This is a genomic window from Heyndrickxia sp. FW510-T9, assembly GCF_058781025.1.
Map to the genome: position 1 here is coordinate 24,021 of NZ_JBYSWK010000008.1, position 20,647 is coordinate 44,667.

Annotated in this window: 17 protein-coding genes; 1 reads left to right on the forward strand and 16 read right to left on the reverse strand. The window is 35.8% G+C overall.

The window, feature by feature from the left end:
• Positions 1–9 precede the first annotated feature (9 nt).
• The 11 genes from AC3WJF_RS06190 to citZ form a co-directional block, all read right to left on the reverse strand.
• Entirely contained in the window at positions 10–1,407 is a 1,398-nt protein-coding gene (locus AC3WJF_RS06190) for a replication initiation and membrane attachment family protein (protein WP_492450358.1), read from the reverse strand.
• A gap of 65 nt (positions 1,408–1,472) precedes the next feature.
• On the reverse strand, positions 1,473–1,928 hold the full coding sequence (gene nrdR, locus AC3WJF_RS06195; RefSeq protein WP_492450360.1) for a transcriptional regulator NrdR: 456 nt from the start codon (positions 1,926–1,928) through the stop codon (positions 1,473–1,475).
• Between the two features lie 133 nt (positions 1,929–2,061).
• The gene (speD, locus tag AC3WJF_RS06200) at positions 2,062–2,442 is read right to left on the reverse strand and encodes an adenosylmethionine decarboxylase (protein WP_492450362.1); all 381 of its coding nucleotides are present in this window, start codon (positions 2,440–2,442) and stop codon (positions 2,062–2,064) included.
• Between the two features lie 343 nt (positions 2,443–2,785).
• On the reverse strand, positions 2,786–3,817 hold the full coding sequence (locus AC3WJF_RS06205; protein WP_492450364.1) for a glyceraldehyde-3-phosphate dehydrogenase: 1,032 nt from the start codon (positions 3,815–3,817) through the stop codon (positions 2,786–2,788).
• A 224-nt stretch (positions 3,818–4,041) separates the two neighbouring features.
• Positions 4,042–4,644: a dephospho-CoA kinase gene (gene coaE / locus AC3WJF_RS06210; protein WP_492450366.1), complete on the reverse strand. Its 603-nt coding sequence runs from the start codon at positions 4,642–4,644 to the stop codon at positions 4,042–4,044.
• A 41-nt stretch (positions 4,645–4,685) separates the two neighbouring features.
• The gene (mutM, locus tag AC3WJF_RS06215; protein WP_492450368.1) at positions 4,686–5,522 is read right to left on the reverse strand and encodes a DNA-formamidopyrimidine glycosylase; all 837 of its coding nucleotides are present in this window, start codon (positions 5,520–5,522) and stop codon (positions 4,686–4,688) included.
• A 30-nt stretch (positions 5,523–5,552) separates the two neighbouring features.
• Positions 5,553–8,186, reverse strand: coding sequence for a DNA polymerase I (polA, locus tag AC3WJF_RS06220; RefSeq protein ID WP_492450370.1), 2,634 nt, complete (start codon positions 8,184–8,186; stop codon positions 5,553–5,555).
• Positions 8,187–8,336: 150 nt separating this feature from the next.
• Positions 8,337–8,813: a MaoC/PaaZ C-terminal domain-containing protein gene (locus tag AC3WJF_RS06225; RefSeq protein WP_492450372.1), complete on the reverse strand. Its 477-nt coding sequence runs from the start codon at positions 8,811–8,813 to the stop codon at positions 8,337–8,339.
• Positions 8,814–9,013: 200 nt separating this feature from the next.
• Positions 9,014–9,952 (reverse strand): malate dehydrogenase, encoded by a 939-nt coding sequence (gene mdh / locus AC3WJF_RS06230; protein ID WP_492450374.1) that lies wholly within the window; start codon positions 9,950–9,952, stop codon positions 9,014–9,016.
• 114 nt (positions 9,953–10,066) lie between these two features.
• Complete coding sequence (gene icd / locus AC3WJF_RS06235; RefSeq protein ID WP_492450376.1) at positions 10,067–11,338, reverse strand: NADP-dependent isocitrate dehydrogenase; 1,272 nt, start codon at positions 11,336–11,338, stop codon at positions 10,067–10,069.
• Positions 11,339–11,456: 118 nt separating this feature from the next.
• Positions 11,457–12,572, reverse strand: coding sequence for a citrate synthase (citZ, locus tag AC3WJF_RS06240; RefSeq protein WP_492450378.1), 1,116 nt, complete (start codon positions 12,570–12,572; stop codon positions 11,457–11,459).
• A gap of 600 nt (positions 12,573–13,172) precedes the next feature.
• Here citZ and ytvI point away from each other — a divergent pair.
• Positions 13,173–14,303 (forward strand): sporulation integral membrane protein YtvI, encoded by a 1,131-nt coding sequence (gene ytvI / locus AC3WJF_RS06245; RefSeq protein WP_492450380.1) that lies wholly within the window; start codon positions 13,173–13,175, stop codon positions 14,301–14,303.
• Between the two features lie 39 nt (positions 14,304–14,342).
• On the opposite strand, the gene pyk is transcribed toward ytvI, so the two are convergent.
• The 5 genes from pyk to ystJ form a co-directional block, all read right to left on the reverse strand.
• The gene (pyk, locus tag AC3WJF_RS06250) at positions 14,343–16,103 is read right to left on the reverse strand and encodes a pyruvate kinase (RefSeq protein WP_492450382.1); all 1,761 of its coding nucleotides are present in this window, start codon (positions 16,101–16,103) and stop codon (positions 14,343–14,345) included.
• A gap of 17 nt (positions 16,104–16,120) precedes the next feature.
• Entirely contained in the window at positions 16,121–17,080 is a 960-nt protein-coding gene (gene pfkA / locus AC3WJF_RS06255; RefSeq protein ID WP_492450384.1) for a 6-phosphofructokinase, read from the reverse strand.
• 259 nt (positions 17,081–17,339) lie between these two features.
• Positions 17,340–18,317, reverse strand: coding sequence for an acetyl-CoA carboxylase carboxyl transferase subunit alpha (gene accA, locus AC3WJF_RS06260; protein WP_492450386.1), 978 nt, complete (start codon positions 18,315–18,317; stop codon positions 17,340–17,342).
• On the reverse strand, positions 18,311–19,180 hold the full coding sequence (gene accD, locus AC3WJF_RS06265) for an acetyl-CoA carboxylase, carboxyltransferase subunit beta (RefSeq protein WP_492450388.1): 870 nt from the start codon (positions 19,178–19,180) through the stop codon (positions 18,311–18,313). Before accD ends, accA begins: the two co-directional genes overlap by 7 nt.
• Before the next feature lie 210 nt (positions 19,181–19,390).
• Complete coding sequence (ystJ, locus tag AC3WJF_RS06270) at positions 19,391–20,629, reverse strand: NADP-dependent malic enzyme (protein WP_492450390.1); 1,239 nt, start codon at positions 20,627–20,629, stop codon at positions 19,391–19,393.
• Between the last annotated feature and the right edge of the window lie 18 nt (positions 20,630–20,647).

Consider the following 20,647-nt stretch of genomic DNA (forward strand, 5'->3'; position numbering starts at 1 on the left):
ATTCACCTCCTATTTTTTATATTTTTGTTGGATGGATTCAAGTCTTTTCCGCTTTTCTTCCAAAGATTCTTCCGCAGTCGCTTCACCTTGTTCATTATTTTGCTTGTCATCCTTTTCCATGAACCACTCAGGTAGCTTTTCAGTTCGGATTGTTTTCCTGCTAGAACTTTTTTGTGTATTTTTATTTTCTGCCCATTGTTGATATTGACGATGTTCACTTTTTGCTAATTCCATTGCCTCTTTAACTGTTTTTACCTTTTTACGAGTCCAATGAGATGCAATTTTCTCCATATAATTCTTTGTTAGCTTCATATCCGTTTTTAATAATACATATTGTATTAAGACATTAATGACTCCAGGTGAGAGTTTTTGCTGAAACATAATATCTTCAATCGCTTGCAGATCGCCTTTTGACGGTTCTCCGCCATCAGAAATATCAATTAACAGCTGCCTTGGAGAAGTCGTTTCAAGATAATGAACAAGCTTATCTTCACGTGTATCTCCAACTTCAATCATTGTACGGTCTTTTAATGGTTGCAGTCGATCAACAAGTTTCGGCAAGTCATTTGCATGTTCAAGTTGATACCAATCACGAGCCGCCTTCCTAAGTTCATCGATATCAATGCTTTGTTCTGCATTTAAGGCACTTAAGAAAATATTCTGCATATCAATAGCATTAATGTGATATAAGAATGAAAGCTTCATAATTGCTTCTTTCACACTTGTAGAAATAACTTTCTGCGGTAAAATTAAACCCTTTAGACCAGATAAAAATAACTCAAAATCGAAGTTTACTTCCTCAATTCTTATATTTTCTGGACTCATTTTTGAATGAAATTGTAGGTCTTCATGAATATTACTTTCCTCGTGCGCCTCATGACTATTTATTAAATAATCCCCATTGCCAGATAAAAAAACATCCTGAAAGGAACGTGTAATTTCTTGATATTCGTCTTTTTTAAAGGCTTTATCAATAAAAAACTTCTTTAATTTCAAAAAATGCTGCTTTCCTAATTGTTTATATAAAAATACATTTAGAATTCCATCAGTAAAAAATTGTTCAGGAGTAAGTGGAGGCTGCAGTTCATAAACAAAGATTCTCTCTTCATTACTGTTTTTCACGTATGTCTTCAACAAACCAATGCCCTCTAATTTTAGGCGTGCATCATAAATATCGCGTAAATTTAATGATAAAAAATTCATCAAATGATAATGCGTACATTCTTCAGACCATAATCGATTTCCTTCTATTTCATTCCAAAGAGAATTATATAAACTAAAACAATTTACTCCAATAAGTGGCTGATAAAGTAATGAGATAACTTTACGATCATATTCATGCAATATCCCATTTGTTAAAACTTGGTATCGATCAACCGGTTGTATCTCATTCCAAAACTGTTTCATGAAAGCCACATCCTTGCAAAAATCAATAATGAAAAAGACTAGAACGAAAAATCTCTAGCCTTCTACTATTCCTTTTTGATTAGTTCCTTTAATTCTTCTAAAAACACGTTTAGATCTTTAAATTGTCTATAGACCGATGCAAATCTAACATATGCCACCTCATCTACAGATACAAGCCTGTCCATCACGAGTTCACCGATTTTTTCAGAGTTAACCTCAGAATATCCTAGATTACGTAGCGTTTTTTCAATTTCTAATGAAATTCTTTCTATTTCAGCTAGCGCAACCGGCCGTTTTTCACATGCCTTTATGAGCCCTCTTAAAATCTTCTCACGGGTGAATTCCTCGCGAATCCCTTCTTTTTTCACTACAATCAGTGGGGTTTCCTCTACTTTTTCAAAGGTCGTAAATCGATATAAACATTCCTCACATTCACGCCTTCTTCTTATTGCACGTCCTTCATCAACGTGGCGAGAATCAATCACACGAGTTCCATTATTTTGACATGACGGACATTTCATTATATCAGCTCCGTTTATATGTACATAGTTATTTTCATCATATATAAAAGAAGCCAAAATCACAAGAAATATTCTTTTAGCAGTACAAAAAAACGAGGAGAAAATACACCTCGTTTTACTTTTTAATTCATTTTTAAAGAGCAGTTATTTTAGATTGTTTTACTTGGACAGGACCCATTCCACGAGGCAATTCAATTGTTTCACGTGTCTCGGCACCAAGGCTTTCAGCAATATAGTTAGCGGCAATATTTGGATCTAAATTACCGCAAGTGTATACATCAATACTTGCATATCCATGTTCAGGAAAGCTATGAATTGTTAAATGAGATTCCGAAATAATAACAACTCCGCTTACACCTTGTGGTGCAAATTTATGAAATGCTACCTCACGAATTTCAGCACCTGATTTCAATGCTGCATCAACAAACGTTCTTTCAACAAACTCCATATTATTGAGTTTTTCAAAATCACAGCCCCATAATTCAGAAATTACATGACGACCCATTGTTTCCATTGATCGTTCCCCCTTTTAAGAAATATTTTTGCGATCAAAGAAAATTTCAAATGAAATTTTCATGCAACTACCACGGGGGAAAGTTAGTCCAAAGAGGTCCTAACCCTTTAAGCAGTTACAAATTATTCAATTTCTGCTTCTGAAATACAACTAACTGTTTCAAGAAGTTCACGATTGATAGTATACTTTGTTACCGTCAATTTTGCAATATAGGAATGAAAAAAATATAATTTATTAAAATCATATTTTCTAAAATTGTGATTTTACTGCTGTAAAAATCGGATTTTCCTTCTAATAATTAAGCATAGAAAAACCCGCTGATTTTCAGCAGGTTTTTCGTGATTTATCCAGCTTTTACCTCTAGAGATGAGGTAAGTTCATTCGCAACATATTTCATTAAATCGACAACTCTGCAGGAATAACCCCATTCATTATCATACCATGCCAATACTTTCACCTTTTTTCCGTCCATCACAATCGTTGATAATCCATCTACAATTGCCGAATGACTGTTCGTATTAAAGTCAACGGAAACAAGCGGCTCCTCTGTAAAATCAAGAATGCCATTTAATTCGTTTGCAGATGCTGAAATAAATGCAGCATTCACTTCTTCTATTGTTACTTCGTTTTGTAAATCTACTACTAAATCTACTAAAGACACGTTCGGAGTCGGAACTCGAAGCGCCATCCCATGCAGCTTTCCTTTTAATTTTGGAAGAACTAATGCAAGTGCCTTTGCAGCACCGGTAGTAGTTGGGATAATTGATTGTCCGCATGCTCTTGCGCGACGTAAGTCTTTGTGTGGATTATCAATATTTTTCTGATCATTTGTATAGGCATGGACAGTTGTCATTAGGCCATTTTCAATGCCAAATTTTTCATCAAGTACTTTAACGACAGGTGCTAAACAATTTGTTGTACAAGATGCATTCGAAATAATGTCATGCTCCTGAATATTTAATGCGCTTTCATTCACACCCATTACTATCGTAACATCTTCATTTTTGCCAGGTGCAGTTAAGATCACTTTCTTAGCACCAGCCTCAAGGTGCAATGCTGCTTTTTCACGCGAATTAAACTTACCAGTTGCTTCTATTACAATATCTATATTAAGCTCCTTCCATGGAAGCTCAGCAGGATTTCGATTATTTAATAGTTGTACACGTTTTCCATTTACAATAATTGCTTCAGCTTCTGCAAAAACATCTGCTTCAAATTTACCGTGATTTGTATCATATTTAATTAAATGTGCTAATGTTTCAGCTGGATAACTAGCATTAATGGCTACTATCTCGATATTTTGTTCTAGAATTGCTTTTCTAAATACCATGCGACCTATGCGGCCGAAGCCGTTAATTGCTACTTTTGCGTTCATAAATGCTGTCCCCCTGTATAAATGTTATGCACTATTTACAAACAGTATAACATATTAATCCGATTATGTGATACTGTTTTCGCTAAAAACTTAGTTTCGGGCATCTTTTCTACAAAAAGCTACTGATTCATAGTCCAATTAAGGATGTTTATACCGTTATCGTTTACAAAAGCGATGCTTAAGAAAAAAGACAAAAAAAACACCATATTTAGAAATACGGTGTTTTAAGGAGTTAATTTCCAGCTATTTATTAACATATTTAACTGATTTTCTGTATCTATTATAGAACCATTATTATCGATAACAGCATCAGATAATGGGATTTTATCTTTCAACGGCATTTGTGCGGATATTCTTGCTCTCGCTTCCTCTTCTGAAAATTGATTACGGTTCATCAATCGATTTAACTGGATATCTACTTCAACATATACAAGTATCGTTTTCTGAACCATATGGGTTAACTTACTTTCAAACAAAAGCGGGATATCGAGAATAATTGTCTTCTTCCCAATAGAAATTGCTTCATCCTTTTTCTCATTCATATATTTTCTTACGGCAGGATGGACAATGCTATTAAGAAGTAGTCTTTTCTCTTCCTGGTGAAATACGATTGCACCTAGTTTCCCCCGATTAATCGATAAATCATCCATGAGGATTTCTTCCCCAAATTCTTTTACTATTTCCAAATAAGCATCTTCACCAATATTAACGACCTCCCTTGCCGCAATATCAGCATCAATAATCGTATATCCCTTTTCTCTTAACATATTGGAGATAGTACTTTTTCCGCTTGCAATTCCACCTGTTAATCCAATAATTATTGCCATGTTGTACTTGTCCTTTCAAATTTACAAGAATAAACAACTGGTTATTTTCCCCTTACTTTTTGACAGTTTGGGCAGTAATGAGTCCCTCTTCCTGCTGTGACTCGTTTTTCGATAGGAGTTCCACACTTTTGACAAGGCTCTCCTTTTTTCCCATAAACAAAATGTCGCAGCTGAAACATTCCGATTTGTCCTTGTGTATTAACATAGGTTCTTACGGTACTGCCACCTTTTTCAACCGCTTCATTTAAGGTGGCAATAATTTCTTGATGGAGGACGTTTATTTCTTTCTTTGTTAAAGAGAGTGCCTTGCGCTCTGGATAAATGTTCGAACGAAATAACGCCTCATCCACATAGATATTTCCTAAACCGGCTAGAACTGTTTGATCTAGAAGAACCGCTTTAATATTTCGCTCTGTTTTCCCTAATCTTTCTTTTAAATAGGCACTTGTAAATTCACGAGAAAACGGTTCAGGTCCGAGCTGCGATAATGGGAGAGAGGAAAGTTCCTCGCCTTTTTTAAATAAATGCATCGTGCCGAATTTACGTACATCTTTATAGCGCAGTTCTGTTCCGTCTACAAACTGAAAAATAATATGTGTATGTTTATCGACTTCCTCTGTTTTTGGAAACAACCCATAACGGCCTTCCATTCGTAAATGGGATACTAGGGCATAGTCATTCGTATAAAAGATTAAAAATTTCCCTTTACGATCAATCTTTTCAAATGTTTGGCCTATTAGAGCATCGATAAATTGTTCTTTATCCTCTGGTTTTTTGATTATTTTTGGCCAATGAACGATTATCTCTTCTATCGTTCTGCCTATCACCAATTCTGTCAAGGTTCTTTTGATTGTTTCTACTTCTGGTAATTCAGGCAATTTCATTCGCCTCCTAAACTGCCTTGTTTATTATTTTGCATCAAACCATGTCGCACCATATGAATAATCGACTTTTAATGGAACATCAAGTGAAAGTGCATTTTCCATTACTTCTGGCACTATTCTCTCTAAAATCTCAAGCTCTTCTTTTGGCGCTTCAAAAATCAATTCATCGTGTACCTGTATTAATAAGCGTGTTTTCAAGTTTTCTTCTTGTAACCTGGCAGCCATATCAATCATCGCTTTTTTGATAATGTCTGCTGCACTGCCTTGGATAGGTGTATTCATTGCCGTACGCTCAGCAAAGCTGCGGATGTTAAAATTCCTGCTTGTAATTTCAGGGATATATCTCCTTCTATTCAATAAGGTTGTTACATATCCTTTTTGCTTAGCCTCTTGCACAATATCTTCCATATAATCCTTCACACCTGGAAAGCTTTTAAAATAACGATCAATAAACTGACCAGCTTCTTTTCGAGTAATCCCCAAATTTTGCGAAAGACCATAATCACTAATACCATATACAATTCCAAAGTTAACTGCTTTTGCTTGTCTTCTCATATTAGAGGTCACTTCATCATGAGAAACATGAAAAACATCCATGGCCGTTTTTGTGTGGATATCCATGTCTTCATTAAAAGCTTCGATTAGCTTATTATCGCCAGCAATATGTGCTAATACACGTAATTCGACTTGAGAATAATCAGCTGAGAAGATAAACCAGCCTTCCTCAGAAGGAACAAACGCCTGTCTAATCTTGCGTCCCTCTTCTAATCTGATTGGAATATTTTGCAGGTTTGGATCGATGGAGCTTAATCTGCCTGTTTGTGCCAATACTTGATTAAAGCGGGTGTGAACTTTCCCATCCTGTTCATTGATTACCTTTAACAAGCCTTCAATATAGGTGGATTGTAATTTCCCAAGTTGTCGATACTGAAGAATTTCTTTTACAATCTCATGATCAGACTCAAGCTTTTCTAATACATCTGCAGAAGTGGAATAACCTGTTTTCGTTTTTTTCAACGGTGGCAATCCGAGCTTTTCAAATAAAATGACCCCTAATTGTTTTGGTGAATTAATATTAAATTCTTCGCCTGCTAATTCATGAATTTTTTTCTCAATTTCATTTAATCTTTTCGTAATCTCCTTGCCCATTTCTTCTAATTTGCCTTTATCCACTGTGATACCGGTTGATTCCATTTCAGCTAAAATAAATGATAATGGTAATTCCAGATTTTCATAGAGGGATAGCAGTTCATTTTTTTCGAGCTCTTTCATGCATGGATTCACTAATTCTGATATTCCTAATACTTTCCGTACAACATGTTCAGCTACTATTTTTTCCTCAGGAATTTTCCGTTTAGCACCTTTTCCATACACTACTTCATCGGTTTGGACATTTGTATACCCATGTAATTTAGATACAGAAGTGAAGTCATCTGCATTTTCTGATGGATTAAGAAGATATGATGCGATCAATAAATCAAATTGAATGCCTTTTAGATGGATCCCATGCTTCTTTAGTGCAACGATCGCTTGTTTTCCATCATAGACATTTTTTATTTTCGTATCATCTTCCGCCCAATTTTTAAACACATCAGAAGATAATGCTACTTGTGCTGGAATATAGTATTGACCTTTTTCATTTTTTAAACCAAATCCAATAATCTCACCGGTATGATAATTTTCATCAATCATTTCTAGGTACATAGAATTTTCTGCAGCAAATATTTCTTCCGTAATATTGCTAATTTGATCGTAATTAATTTCGTCCATCGGCTCATTTGAATTACTCGTATTTTCTACGTTCATTTTATCTAGTAAGGAATTAAAACCTAGTTCCTTAAATAACCCTATCAATTTCTCATTGGTATCCATCTTGTATTCTGTATCTTGAAGAGAAATTGTAACTGGTGCCTCTCTGAATATTGTCGCAAGTTCTTTACTCATGATTGCTTGGTCTTTGTTCTCTGCTAGTTTTCCTTTTAATTTATTCCCACTTACTTGATCAATAGAATCAAGTAGTTTTTCTAGTGTTTCAAATTCCTTTAATAATTTTATAGCCGTTTTTTCGCCGACACCTGGAACCCCCGGAATATTATCAGAAGTATCACCCATTAGTCCCTTCATGTCGATGATCTGCACAGGTGTTAAGCCATATTTTTCTTTAATATGCTCTGGAGTGTAGGCTTCTATTTCGGTAATTCCTTTTTTGGTAATGCATACAGTTGTTTTTTCGGAGCTTAATTGAGTTAAATCTTTGTCACCGGAAATTACCTTTACCTCAAAGCCTTCTTGTTCAGCAGTTTGTGATAAAGTACCAATGATATCATCTGCTTCATAGTTTTCTAATTCATATCTATTGATACCATAAGCGTCTAATAACTCGCGAATATACGGAAATTGTTCTGACAATTCTGGTGGAGTTTTTTGACGAGTTCCTTTATATTCTTTAAATGTATTATGTCTGAAGGTTGTTTTTCCCGCATCAAAAGCCACTAGAATATGAGAAGGGCTTTCTTCTTCTAAAATCTTCATCAGCATCGTTGTAAAGCCATAAACAGCGTTTGTATGTATTCCCTTATCATTATTTAAAAGTGGCAATGCAAAAAAAGCACGGTATGCAATACTATTGCCATCAATTAGAATTATTTTCTTTGTCAACACTATAACCTCCCCAAATATTAGCACTCGTTCTGTTCTTTTTATTCTATCATGTACATGGCTAAAGCGAAAATTTCATGTGCGGATAAATACTCTTATAAAACAAAAATAAGTCAGCAAAATGCTGACTATAAGTAAAACATATTCAGTTTAAAAATTTTCTAATGCACTTCCATTTAACATCTTAAGGCGATGTGGTGGACAAACGGATAATTCTCCCGCTATAACCTCTTCATTTTCTTCATTGGTCGCAGTAACCTGTATATTAATCGTATGTTGTTTTGAATTTACTTCTGTAATTTCAAACATAAATTGCACAGTTGCATAATGGTATACCGGTTTAATAAACCTAATATTTTGCGATAGTATATGAGATCCAGGACCAGGCATATATTTCGAAATAGCTGAGGTAATGATACCTGTAAGCATAATTGCTGGTACAATTGGTCTTTCATACGGGGTTTGTGAAGCATAATCATGCTGAATGTATAAAGGATTTGCATCATCTGTTAATCCAAGAAAAAGCAGAATATCTTTATCTTCAATTTTTTCTGTTAGTGATAGTTTCTCTCCAACTTTAATTTCATCCATTTTTCTTCCTAGTTTTCTCTTCTTTCCTAATAACATAATAATGTCGCCTCCATCAGCTGTAAACGGTTACAAATTATAAAATATTGAAAAGTCAATATTATCTGTATTTCACTATAATATCATTATTATTGATCCTAAACAAGAACAAAGACGGAAGCGCTATAGATAGACGAAAATGAAGAAAAGGTCAAGCCAGTAAATTGGCATGACCTTAAAAGAAGAACTTTCGTAAACTATTATGCTAAAACATTCATTACATTGCGAACGGACAAAGCAGACTTATCTAAAGCTGCTTTTTCATCAGTAGTTAATTCTAATTCAATTACTTTTTCAATTCCGTTAGCACCAAGAACAGTTGGTACTCCAAAATAAATGCCATCATATCCGTATTCACCTTCAAGGTATGCGATGGAAGGTAATACACGGCGTTGGTCTTTCACAAGCGCTTCTACCATTTCTACAAGGGATGCAGCTGGTGCATAATATGCACTTCCATTTCCTAAAAGGTTCACAATTTCGCCGCCGCCTTTGCGTGTACGTTCCACAATAGCATCTAAACGATCTTTCGGAATTAATGTTTCTAATGGGATGCCACCAGCATACGAATATCGAACTAATGGAACCATATCATCACCATGGCCCCCTAGAACAAAACCGGTTACATCTTTAACAGAAAGGTTCAATTCTTGTGCCACAAAAGTACGGAAACGTGCAGTATCAAGTACTCCGGATTGACCGATTACTCGGTTTTTAGGGAAACCTGATTCTTTAAATACTGTATATGTCATAGCATCGACAGGATTTGTTAAAACAATGATAAAGCAGTTTGGAGAGTATTTCACAATTTCTTGAGTAACACTTTTCATTACTTTTTGGTTTGTTTGCACTAAATCATCGCGGCTCATCCCCGGTTTACGTGCAATACCAGCAGTAATAACAACTACATCTGAGTCTTTTGTATCTTCATAATTAGAAGTACCGATAATATTTGCATCGAACCCTTGAACAGGACCAGCTTCTAACATATCAAGAGCTTTTCCTTTTGTTGGATTTTCTGCTTGAGGTATATCAACAAGAACAACATCACCAAGTTCTTTTTGTGCTAATAAGAATGCAGTTGTAGCTCCAGTAAAACCTCCGCCGATAACGGAAATTTTCTTTCTTTTCATTGTCATTTGAAAGTCCCCTTTACTTCTATGAAATGAAAATTGCCGGCATGTGAGAGTACCCACCAGCCGGCAATTTCTTGTCGCCTGTAATCAGGCCGAAATCATAATAGAGCTTTATGCTTATTCCATATTTTTGATTAATTCAGTTCCGAACTCAGAGCATTTTACTTCTGTAGCTCCGTCCATTAAACGAGCGAAATCATAAGTTACAACTTTAGAAGCAATTGTATTTTCCATTGACTTAGTAATTAAATTAGCAGCTTCAGTCCATCCTAAATGTTCAAGTAAAAGAACACCAGAAAGAATGACAGAAGATGGGTTTACTTTATCTAGTCCAGCATATTTAGGTGCTGTTCCGTGAGTTGCTTCAAAGATTGCATGCCCTGTTTCGTAGTTAATGTTTGCACCAGGAGCAATACCGATACCACCAACTTGTGCAGCAAGTGCATCAGAAATATAGTCACCGTTAAGGTTCATTGTTGCAACAACATCGAATTCACGAGGACGAGTTAATATTTGTTGTAAGAAGATATCTGCAATAGAATCTTTTACAAGGACTTTTCCTGCTGCTAATGCATCATCTTGCGCTTTGTTCGCAGCATCTGTACCTTGCTCGTCTTTGATTTTATCGTATTGAGCCCAAGTAAATACTTTATCACCGAATTCTTTTTCAGCTAATTCATAACCCCAATTTTTGAATGCGCCTTCTGTAAACTTCATGATATTTCCTTTATGTACAAGAGTTACAGATTTACGGCCTTCTTTAATTGCATAGTTAATCGCAGCGCGTACTAGGCGAGATGTACCTTCTTTTGAAACAGGCTTAATACCGATACCAGAAGTTTCAGGGAAACGGATTTTATTAGCTCCCATTTGATTTTGAAGGAATTCAATTACTTTCTTTACTTCAGGAGTGCCTTCTTGGTACTCAATACCAGCATAGATATCTTCTGTATTTTCACGGAAGATTACCATATCAGTATCTTCAGGACGTTTGATTGGAGAAGGAACACCTTCAAAGTAACGTACTGGACGCAAGCATACAAATAGATCTAATTCTTGACGTAATGCTACGTTTAAAGAACGGATACCTCCACCTACTGGTGTTGTTAAAGGTCCTTTAATAGCAATTAAATATTCGTTAATTACATCAAGTGTTTCAGATGGTAACCATTCACCAGTTTGATTGAATGCTTTTTCCCCAGCTAAAACTTCTTTCCATTCAATTTTACGTTCGCCTTTATAAGCTTTCTCTACTGCTGCATCTAGAACTCTTTGAGATGCTGCCCAAATATCTGGACCGATTCCGTCACCTTCAATAAAAGGAATAATAGGATTATTAGGTGTTTTTAATACACCATTTTCAACTGTGATTTTTTCACCTTGTGACATGTCTTTCCCTCCAATTCAGTATCAAAGGTTAGAAGTCAATGCTTCTAACCCATTATCTCCAATGTATATTACACCAATTTTTTAGCTAATTGTAAATACAATCTCTAAAAAGTCTTTATTAACGATTTTCAATTGTTACGTAAGTTTGCATTCCTGGTCCTGTATATTCTGCACGAGGACGGATAAGACGATTATTTGCATATTGTTCTAAAATATGCGCTAACCATCCAGATACACGACTTACTGCAAAGATTGGAGTAAATAAGTCATGATCAATTCCTAAGCTGTGATATACAGACGCAGAATAGAAATCAACATTTGGCGGAAGACCTTTTTCAGAAGTTACGATGTCTGCAATTTTCGTTGACATTTCATAGTATTGTGGTTCGCCAGTAAGCTTTGTTAATTTTTCTGACATAGCTTTTAAGTGTTTTGCACGTGGATCTCCTTGACGGTATACACGATGACCAAATCCCATGATTTTCTCTTTATTATTAAGTTTTTCATGGATATAGGCATCTACATTGTCTACTGAACCAATTTCAGTTAACATTTTCATTACTTGCTCATTTGCTCCACCGTGTAGAGGTCCTTTTAGCGCACCAATTGCAGCTGTTACACCGGAATATACATCAGAAAGTGTAGCAACACAAACACGTGCAGTAAAGGTAGAGGCATTTAATTCATGGTCAGCATGTAATACTAATGCTTTATTAAATGCTTCAACAGCAATTTCATCTGGCTCTTTACCAGTTAACATGTATAGAAAATTTGCAGCGAAACCTAAGTCTTTTCGTGGAGATATAGGTTCTAATCCTTTTCGAACACGAGCGAATGCAGCAACTAATGCTGGCATTTTGGCTTGTAAACGAATTGCCTTACGATAGTTAGCATCATCTTCCATTACATCTGCTTCTTCATCATATAATCCTAAAGAAGATACAGCAGTTCTTAATGCTGCCATAGGATGTACGGATTGTATAGGAAATGTTTTGAAGCTTTCTAGTACTTCTTTCGGAAGCTCCATGTTATCAGCTAATTGTTGTTTTAATTCTTCCAATTGAGCTTTATTTGGAAGTTTTAGATGCCATAGCAAATAAATTACTTCTTCAAAGCTAGCATTTTCAGCAAGATCATCGATATTATATCCGACATATGTAAGTGTATCATCGATAATGGAGCTGATGGATGATGTTGTAGCTACAACACCTTCGAGTCCACGAGTTGTTGTCATGACTTTCTCTCCTTTTACAATTATTCTTACCCAATTTACCTGAGCTATAAAATAAAATAATAAAGTTTATTTGTTCCGGGCTTATCCGGCCACCAAGCAATCGCTTAATGTATGTAATATATGCAAGCGGTCATTACCTATTATAATATAATATCGAAACTTGTCTAATTATAGGCTCACTGACATATTCGCTTCCAACCCTATTATAATCAATTATCTGACTTTTGTGAATGGAAATGGGTTCAACTTGGTGAAGATTGTTTTTTTAGAAAAATAAGATTGATTAAGGCTTTTTTTCTTAATCTTGATTCTTTCGTAAATGAAAATCTTTTAAACCTCTTCATTCATCTTAAGAATCGATATCCTTTTTAAGAAAAGATGCTCCGAAACTAATTCTAAGTTAGGATTTAAAACAAATTTCGAAAAGAACAGATTAAAACCGACTTTTGGATTTAACAATTATACGAAAAGATCCTTGATTAATTTTATCATTTCATTTTTTAAAAATTGTATACAATTTTCATACATTTTCATAAATCTCTTTTTTTTACCATACCTTCCATGTAAAATAATAGTAATACTTGCCAGGGAGGGGCTAGCTTGAATCCTGAATATATATATAGAACAATACGATTATTGATTGTTATCGGAATTATTGTTGGAGCTATTACCTTATTTGTTTTCATTTCAAAGGTAGCTTATCCATTTCTTATCGGAATTGTCATTGCCCTTTTCATCAACCCTCTAGTCAATCTTCTAGAAAAAAGAGTAAAACTACCGAGAGCGCTTGCGGTTATTATATCCATCATTTTGATAATTAGTTTTTTTATAGGATTAATAACATTATTAATAACTGAAATTGTTGCGGGTGCCAATTACTTAGCCGATGTATTGCCAAACCATGTACAAACATTAGTCAACTATATCGAAAATTTTATCGCATCCCAGGTAATTCCTCTATATGACCAAGCTACAAGTTTGTTTAAAAGCCTTAATGCAGGACAACAAGATACAATTATGCACAATATTCAATCCGCTGGACAAAGAATTGCATCAAGTGCCGGTGACTTTCTACAAAATTTCTTTCAAAAATTGCCAAGTATTATCTCTTGGATTCCTAATGCAGCAACCGTTCTGATTTTTTCATTGCTGGCAACGTTTTTTATTAGTAAAGATTGGTACCACCTAACAAAATTCGGGCAGAAATTTCTTCCGGAAAGAGCGCAAAAAAGTGGGAAAACGGTGTTTGCTGATTTAAAAAAGGCACTGTTTGGATTTATTAGGGCACAGTTAACCTTAATTTCCATCACCTTAGTAATTGTTCTTATTGGTCTATTGATTTTACGAGTAGACTATGCGATTACCATTGCGTTAGTAAGCGGAATTGTAGATTTATTGCCGTATTTAGGTACTGGAGTTGTGTTCATACCATGGATTATTTATGAGGTGATAACCGGGCATACATCCCTTGCAGTTGGTCTTATAGTATTGTATACGGTTGTTATTGTCCAAAGACAATTTATGGAGCCTAAAATCCTCTCCTCAAGTATTGGATTAAATCCATTAGCAACACTCATCGCTTTATTTATTGGATTTAAATTAGTCGGTTTTTTAGGGTTAATACTTGGACCAGTTACATTGGTGATTATCACGACACTTAATAAAGCAAACGTCTTTCGCGATATATGGAATTTTATCATGGGCAAACCAAATACTGATTTAAAAGAATAAACCAAGGGTTTTGCCCTTGGTTTTTTGTATGGTTTCTAATTACAATACACTTGCATGACCGTTATAAATTACACCTCTGTTTGCATCCACAGTAATTTCTTGACCATCTACTATTTTCTTCGTCGCATTTTCAACTCCGACAATAACTGGAAGCCCTAGGTTAATTCCAACAACAGCTGCATGACTTGTTAGGCCACCCTCTTCCACAATAAGGGCACTGCATTTTTCAAGGATTGGTACCATTTCACGATCTGTACCGATTGCTACTAATACAGAACCATCTTTGACTTTTTCTATAGCTTCTTTTGCATTTTTAGCAATTACAGCTTTCCCGTACCCTGACTTTCTGCCGATTCCTTGCCCCTTTGCTAAGATATCACCAACAATATGCACCTTCATTAGGTTAGTCGTTCCTGCTTCACCAACTGGTACACCTGCAGTAATAACTACCAAATCCCCATGTTTTACTAAATTAGTATTTAAGCTTTCTTGTACTGCTAATTCTAGCATTTCATCTGTTGATGTAACTTTTTTCCCGTATTGAGGATATACTCCCCAAACTAATGATAGCCTACGAATAACATAGTCATTAGAAGTCACTGCAACAATCGGTGCCTTCGGACGATATTTAGAGATCATTTTGGCTGTGTATCCACTCTCTGTTGGAGTTATTATCGCTTTAAGTTCCAAATTAAGCGCTGTATGTGCAACAGACTGGCAAATGGCATCCGTCATATTGTGATCACTATTTTTGCTGCGATTGGATAATATTTCACGATGATCTAATGCCTCTTCAGCATGAATCGCAATCTTATACATTGTTTTAACGGCTTCAACTGGATATGAGCCTGCTGCTGTTTCACCGGAAAGCATGATCGCATCCGTACCATCAAAAATTGCGTTTGCCACATCACTTGCTTCAGCTCTTGTCGGCCTAGGATTTCTTTGCATAGAATCTAGCATTTGTGTAGCTGTTATGACTGGTTTACCAAGTTCATTACATTTCTTAATTAATTGTTTTTGCACAAGCGGAACTGCTTCTGTAGGAATTTCTACCCCTAAATCTCCACGAGCAACCATTAAACCATCTGAAACATCTAATATCTCATCGATATTATCTACACCTTCTTGGTTCTCAATTTTAGGGATGATCCCAATATGTACAGCATTATTTTCCTCCAATAATTTTCGAATCTCCAACACATCGGAAGCACGGCGAACGAAGGAGGCTGCAATAAAGTCTATGCCTTGTTCAATTCCAAAAAGAATGTCTTTTGCATCCTTATCTGTAATACCAGGTAAATTTACAGATACACCTGGTACATTTACACCTTTTTTATTTTTTAATGTTCCGCTATTTAAAACATTTGTTTTTATTTCTTTTTTATCATGATCAATATCTGCTACTTCCAATTCAATTAAACCATCATCAAGTAAAATTTTCGAACCAATATGAACATCTTCGATTAGTCCTGTATAAGTGATTGAAAACTTTTCTGGTGTTCCTAGGACTTCTGACATTGAAATAACGGTTTGTGTTCCCTCTTGCAATTCAATTGATCCATTTTCCATATCGTTTGTCCTAATTTCGGGACCTTTTGTGTCTAATAAAATTGCCACTGTCTTTTTCGTATTTTCTGATGCTACCCGGATATTATTAATCCGCTTTCCATGTTCTTCATGATCACCATGTGAGAAATTTAATCTCGCAACATTCATTCCCGCATCCATTAATTTTTCCAGCTTTTCTACACTTTCGCTTGCTGGTCCTATGGTACAAACTATTTTCGTCTTTTTCATCTTATTACCTCCGGGATTTAAATAGATAGCTCTTTGGAAAGTTTAAACATATCAAAGTTTAGCTCGTGCTTTCTGTTCAATGCTTCAATAATATCATAATCTACTAACTCGTTTTTTTCGATGCCTACTGCCCTTCCGCCTTTTCCATCCATCAACAGTTCAACGGCTCTTGCTCCAAGACGACTTGCTAGTACTCTATCTGAAGCAGTTGGTGAACCGCCGCGTTGAATATGACCAAGTACAGAGACGCGGGTTTCAATATTAGAAGCTTCTTTCAGTTCATCTGCGAACTTATTTCCGCTTGTCACCCCTTCAGCGACAATAATAATACTATGCTTTTTACCGCGCTCATTACCCTTTTTTAGTCGCTCAACTATATCTTTCATATCATAATTTTCTTCGGGAATAAGAATGGTTTCTGCTCCGCCAGCAAGACCTGACCAAAGAGCAATATCTCCTGCATCTCTTCCCATTACTTCAATAATAAATGTCCTTTCATGAGAAGAAGCTGTATCACGAATTTTATCAATTGCATCTAATACTGTATTCAATGCTGTATCAAACCCAATTGTAAATTCCGTTCCAGGTATATCATTATCAATGGTGCCAGGCACCCCAACACAAGGAAAGCCTTGCAACGTTAGTGCTTTTGCACCTTGATAGGAGCCATCTCCACCTATCACTACGAGACCTTCAATCCCATGTTTTATGAGCTGATCTATCCCTTTTTGTTGTCCAACACTCGTTTTAAATTCTTCACAGCGTGCGGAATGGAGCATTGTACCTCCACGATGAATAATATCTCCTACAGATCCTAATTCTAATTTTTGTATTTTCCCGTTTATTAAACCATTGTAGCCATTGTATACGCCCATTACCTCAAGATTATGGTATATCCCTTTTCTTACAACAGCACGAATAGCTGCATTCATACCTGGTGCGTCTCCACCACTAGTTAGTACACCAATTCTCTTCATATAAAAACACCTCATTGTAAATAGGTTAATAAGTATGAATCCTTTTTAGCTTGTTTAAAGTAAATACTTTCTATCCAAACATCCAAATGTTCAATCATTGAATATTATTAAAATACCACTAATCACTCATCTTCACAATTGATTTAGTGCTGGAAAGCTATAATGCAAAATAAAATCATAATTGTAAGCGTTTTAATGAAAAGAAGCAATCGGGAAAAGTACCGATTGCTTCACAAATTAAAGGCAGGAGAAGACCATTTTATTTAGAATTTACATATTCTTTCAATTCAGTATATTCTCCCATTTTTCTAAACTTATCAAATCGATCTTGGATAAGCTCATCTGAACTTAAAGCAAGCAGTTGTTTCAATGAATTTTGTAATACTTTATCGATTGCTTCTGCTTGGGAATGAATATCCTTATGTGCCCCACCTTTAACCTCAGGTATTAGCTCATCAATAATGCCAAGCTCTTTTAAATCCGGTGCAGTTATCTTCATGATATTTGCAGCCTTTTGGCCTTGGCTAGCGTCCTTCCACAACAGGGCTGCTGCGCTTTCTGGCGCAATAACGGAGAACCAGGAGTTTTCTAATATATGAATATGATTCCCAACACCAATTCCTAATGCACCACCACTAGCTCCTTCACCAATTACAATACATATAATTGGAACGCGAAAACCAGCCATCTCAAACAAGTTTTTGGCAATGGATTCCGCAATGCCACGTTCCTCTGCTGACTTACCAGGAAATGCCCCTTTTGTATCAATAAACGTTATAATAGGGCGATTAAACTTGTCTGCCTGCTTCATCAACCTTAAGGCTTTGCGATATCCTTCGGGATGCGGCATACCAAAGTTACGTCGGATATTTTCCTTCGTATCTTTCCCACGTTGTTGCCCAATAATCGTAACGGGAAGACCTTTATATTTAGCAATTCCACCAACAATAGCTTCATCATCTCCAAAAAGACGGTCGCCATGTATTTCGATAAAGTCAGTGAACAAATGCGGAATATAGTCTAATGTTGTTGGCCTGTTTGGATGACGTGCCACTTGAACACGATCCCACGGCTTCATATTTTCATAAATATCTGTTTCAAGTTTACTTAAACGTAACTCTAATTTTTCGATTTCAGATGATAAATCAACATCAGAGCTTTCCGTAAACTCTTTTAGCTCTTTTATTTTTTTGCGCAATTCTATTAACGGCTTCTCAAACTCCAGTTCATTCACCATTGCAATTCACCTACTTGACCATGAATTTCAAGTACAGTCGTAATTTTTTCTTTTAATTCTAATCTTGATATAACTGCATCAAGCTGACCATGCTTTACTAAAAACTCCGCTGTTTGAAATTCTTCTGGTAATTCTTCACGTATCGTCTGTTCAATAATTCTTCTACCGGCAAAACCAATAAGAGCGCCAGGTTCTGAAAAATTATAGTCCCCTAATGAAGCAAAACTTGCGGTAACTCCCCCGGTAGTTGGATGTGTCATAATCGTAATAAACAATCCACCATTATCACTAAACTTTTTCAACGCCGAACTTGTTTTGGCCATTTGCATTAAGGATAAGACACCTTCTTGCATCCTAGCTCCACCGGAAGCTGTAAAAATAATAAAAGGAAGATTTCGTTTATCCGCTTCTTCAATAGCGCGTGTAATTTTTTCACCAACTACAGATCCCATACTTCCCATAATAAAAGTTGAATCCATAATTGCTATTACAATTTCATGCTCGTTAACCTTCCCAATTCCAGTTAATACTGCCTCATTCATCTTTGTTTTCTGACGTATTTGTTCCAGTTTCTCTAAATAACCAGGGAATCCAAGCGGGTTTTCAGAAATTAGCTGCCCGTCCATTTCTTGAAATGTTCCCTCATCAACAAAGCTTTCCACACGTTCGAATGCGTTCATTTTGAGATGATATCCACAATGGAAACAAACTTTTAAGTTTTTTTCTAGATCCTTGGTATATAAGATTTTACGACAGTTTGGACATTTTGACATTATTCCTTCAGGAACATCATGCTTTGCAGCTTCTGACGGAATGGTTGCATACTTTTTCTTTTTAGGTTTTGAAAAAAAATCTTTCAACAAAATATTTTTCCTCCTTTTAAACAAAGGCTCTTTTCTTAAAATTTGTTGTTTTTATATCGCTAATCTCATAAATTTTTTCATTCCTTATTTGAATGGGTACTCCTTATTAGAAAATATGCCCAGAAACCTTATGAAAAGTATTATCAAATTACGAAAAGCAACAATTTAAACGAAAACAGCCTAAACAAAACTAAGGAAGCAGTAATTTAATCACTTACTTTTTCCAATTTCAGAAAGTTTCATAGTTCTTGATCTAACCTCTTCAGGATCGACCTTCAATCGTGCTACTCCCGTTTCCATTGCAGCCCTAGCTACAGCGGATGCTACTGCTGGAGCCACTCTAGGATCAAATGGTCTTGGAATAACATAGTCAGCGTGAAGCTCCTCAGCCGCAATTAAGTTTGCTATCGCTTCTACTGCTGCTTGCTTCATTTCTTCATTAATATGGGTAGCACGAACATCTAATGCACCACGGAATATCCCTGGGAAAGCCAATACATTGTTGACTTGATTTGGAAAATCAGAACGCCCAGTTCCAATAACAGCTGCACCTGCTGCTTTTGCATCTTCAGGCATAATTTCCGGATCAGGATTTGCCATTGCAAAGATAATGGAATCTGGATTCATCGATTCTACCATTTCTTTTGACAATGCACCTGCGACAGAAACACCAATAAATACATCAGCACCTTTAATAACGTCAGCAAGTGTACCTTCTTCTTTATTTCGATTTGTATATTTAGCAACCTCTGATTTAATTTTATTCATTCCAAATGCACGACCATCAAAGATAGCACCTTTTGAATCGCACATAACGATATCTCGAACACCATAATGATAAAGTAATTTTATAATAGCAATTCCAGCAGCACCTGCGCCACTAGCCACAACTTTTACTTCTGATAATTTCTTGCCGACAATTTTAAGAGCATTCACCAATCCTGCCACTGTAACAATAGCCGTTCCATGTTGGTCATCATGAAAAACAGGAATATTGACTTCTTTCTTCAATCTTTCTTCTACTTCAAAGCAATGAGGTGCAGAAATGTCTTCTAAATTTACACCACCAAACGTTGGTTCCAATAATTTCACTGTTTCAACGATTTTATCTACTTCCGTTGAATTTAAACATATAGGAAAAGCATCAACACCAGCAAAACTCTTAAATAATACCGCCTTTCCTTCCATTACTGGAAGTGCAGCTTCAGGTCCAATATTGCCTAAGCCTAATACAGCTGTTCCATCTGTAACTACTGCAACCATATTTCCCTTCATAGTATATTCATATACCGTTTCTGGTTTATCATAGATCATTTTACATGGTTCAGCCACACCTGGTGAGTAAGCAAGACTTAAATCCTTGGCATTTCTCACAACTACTTTAGAAGTAGTCTCTAGTTTTCCTTTGTTTATGCGGTGCATATGTAATGCTTCTTCTCGTAAAGACATGATTTCCACTCCTTCGTA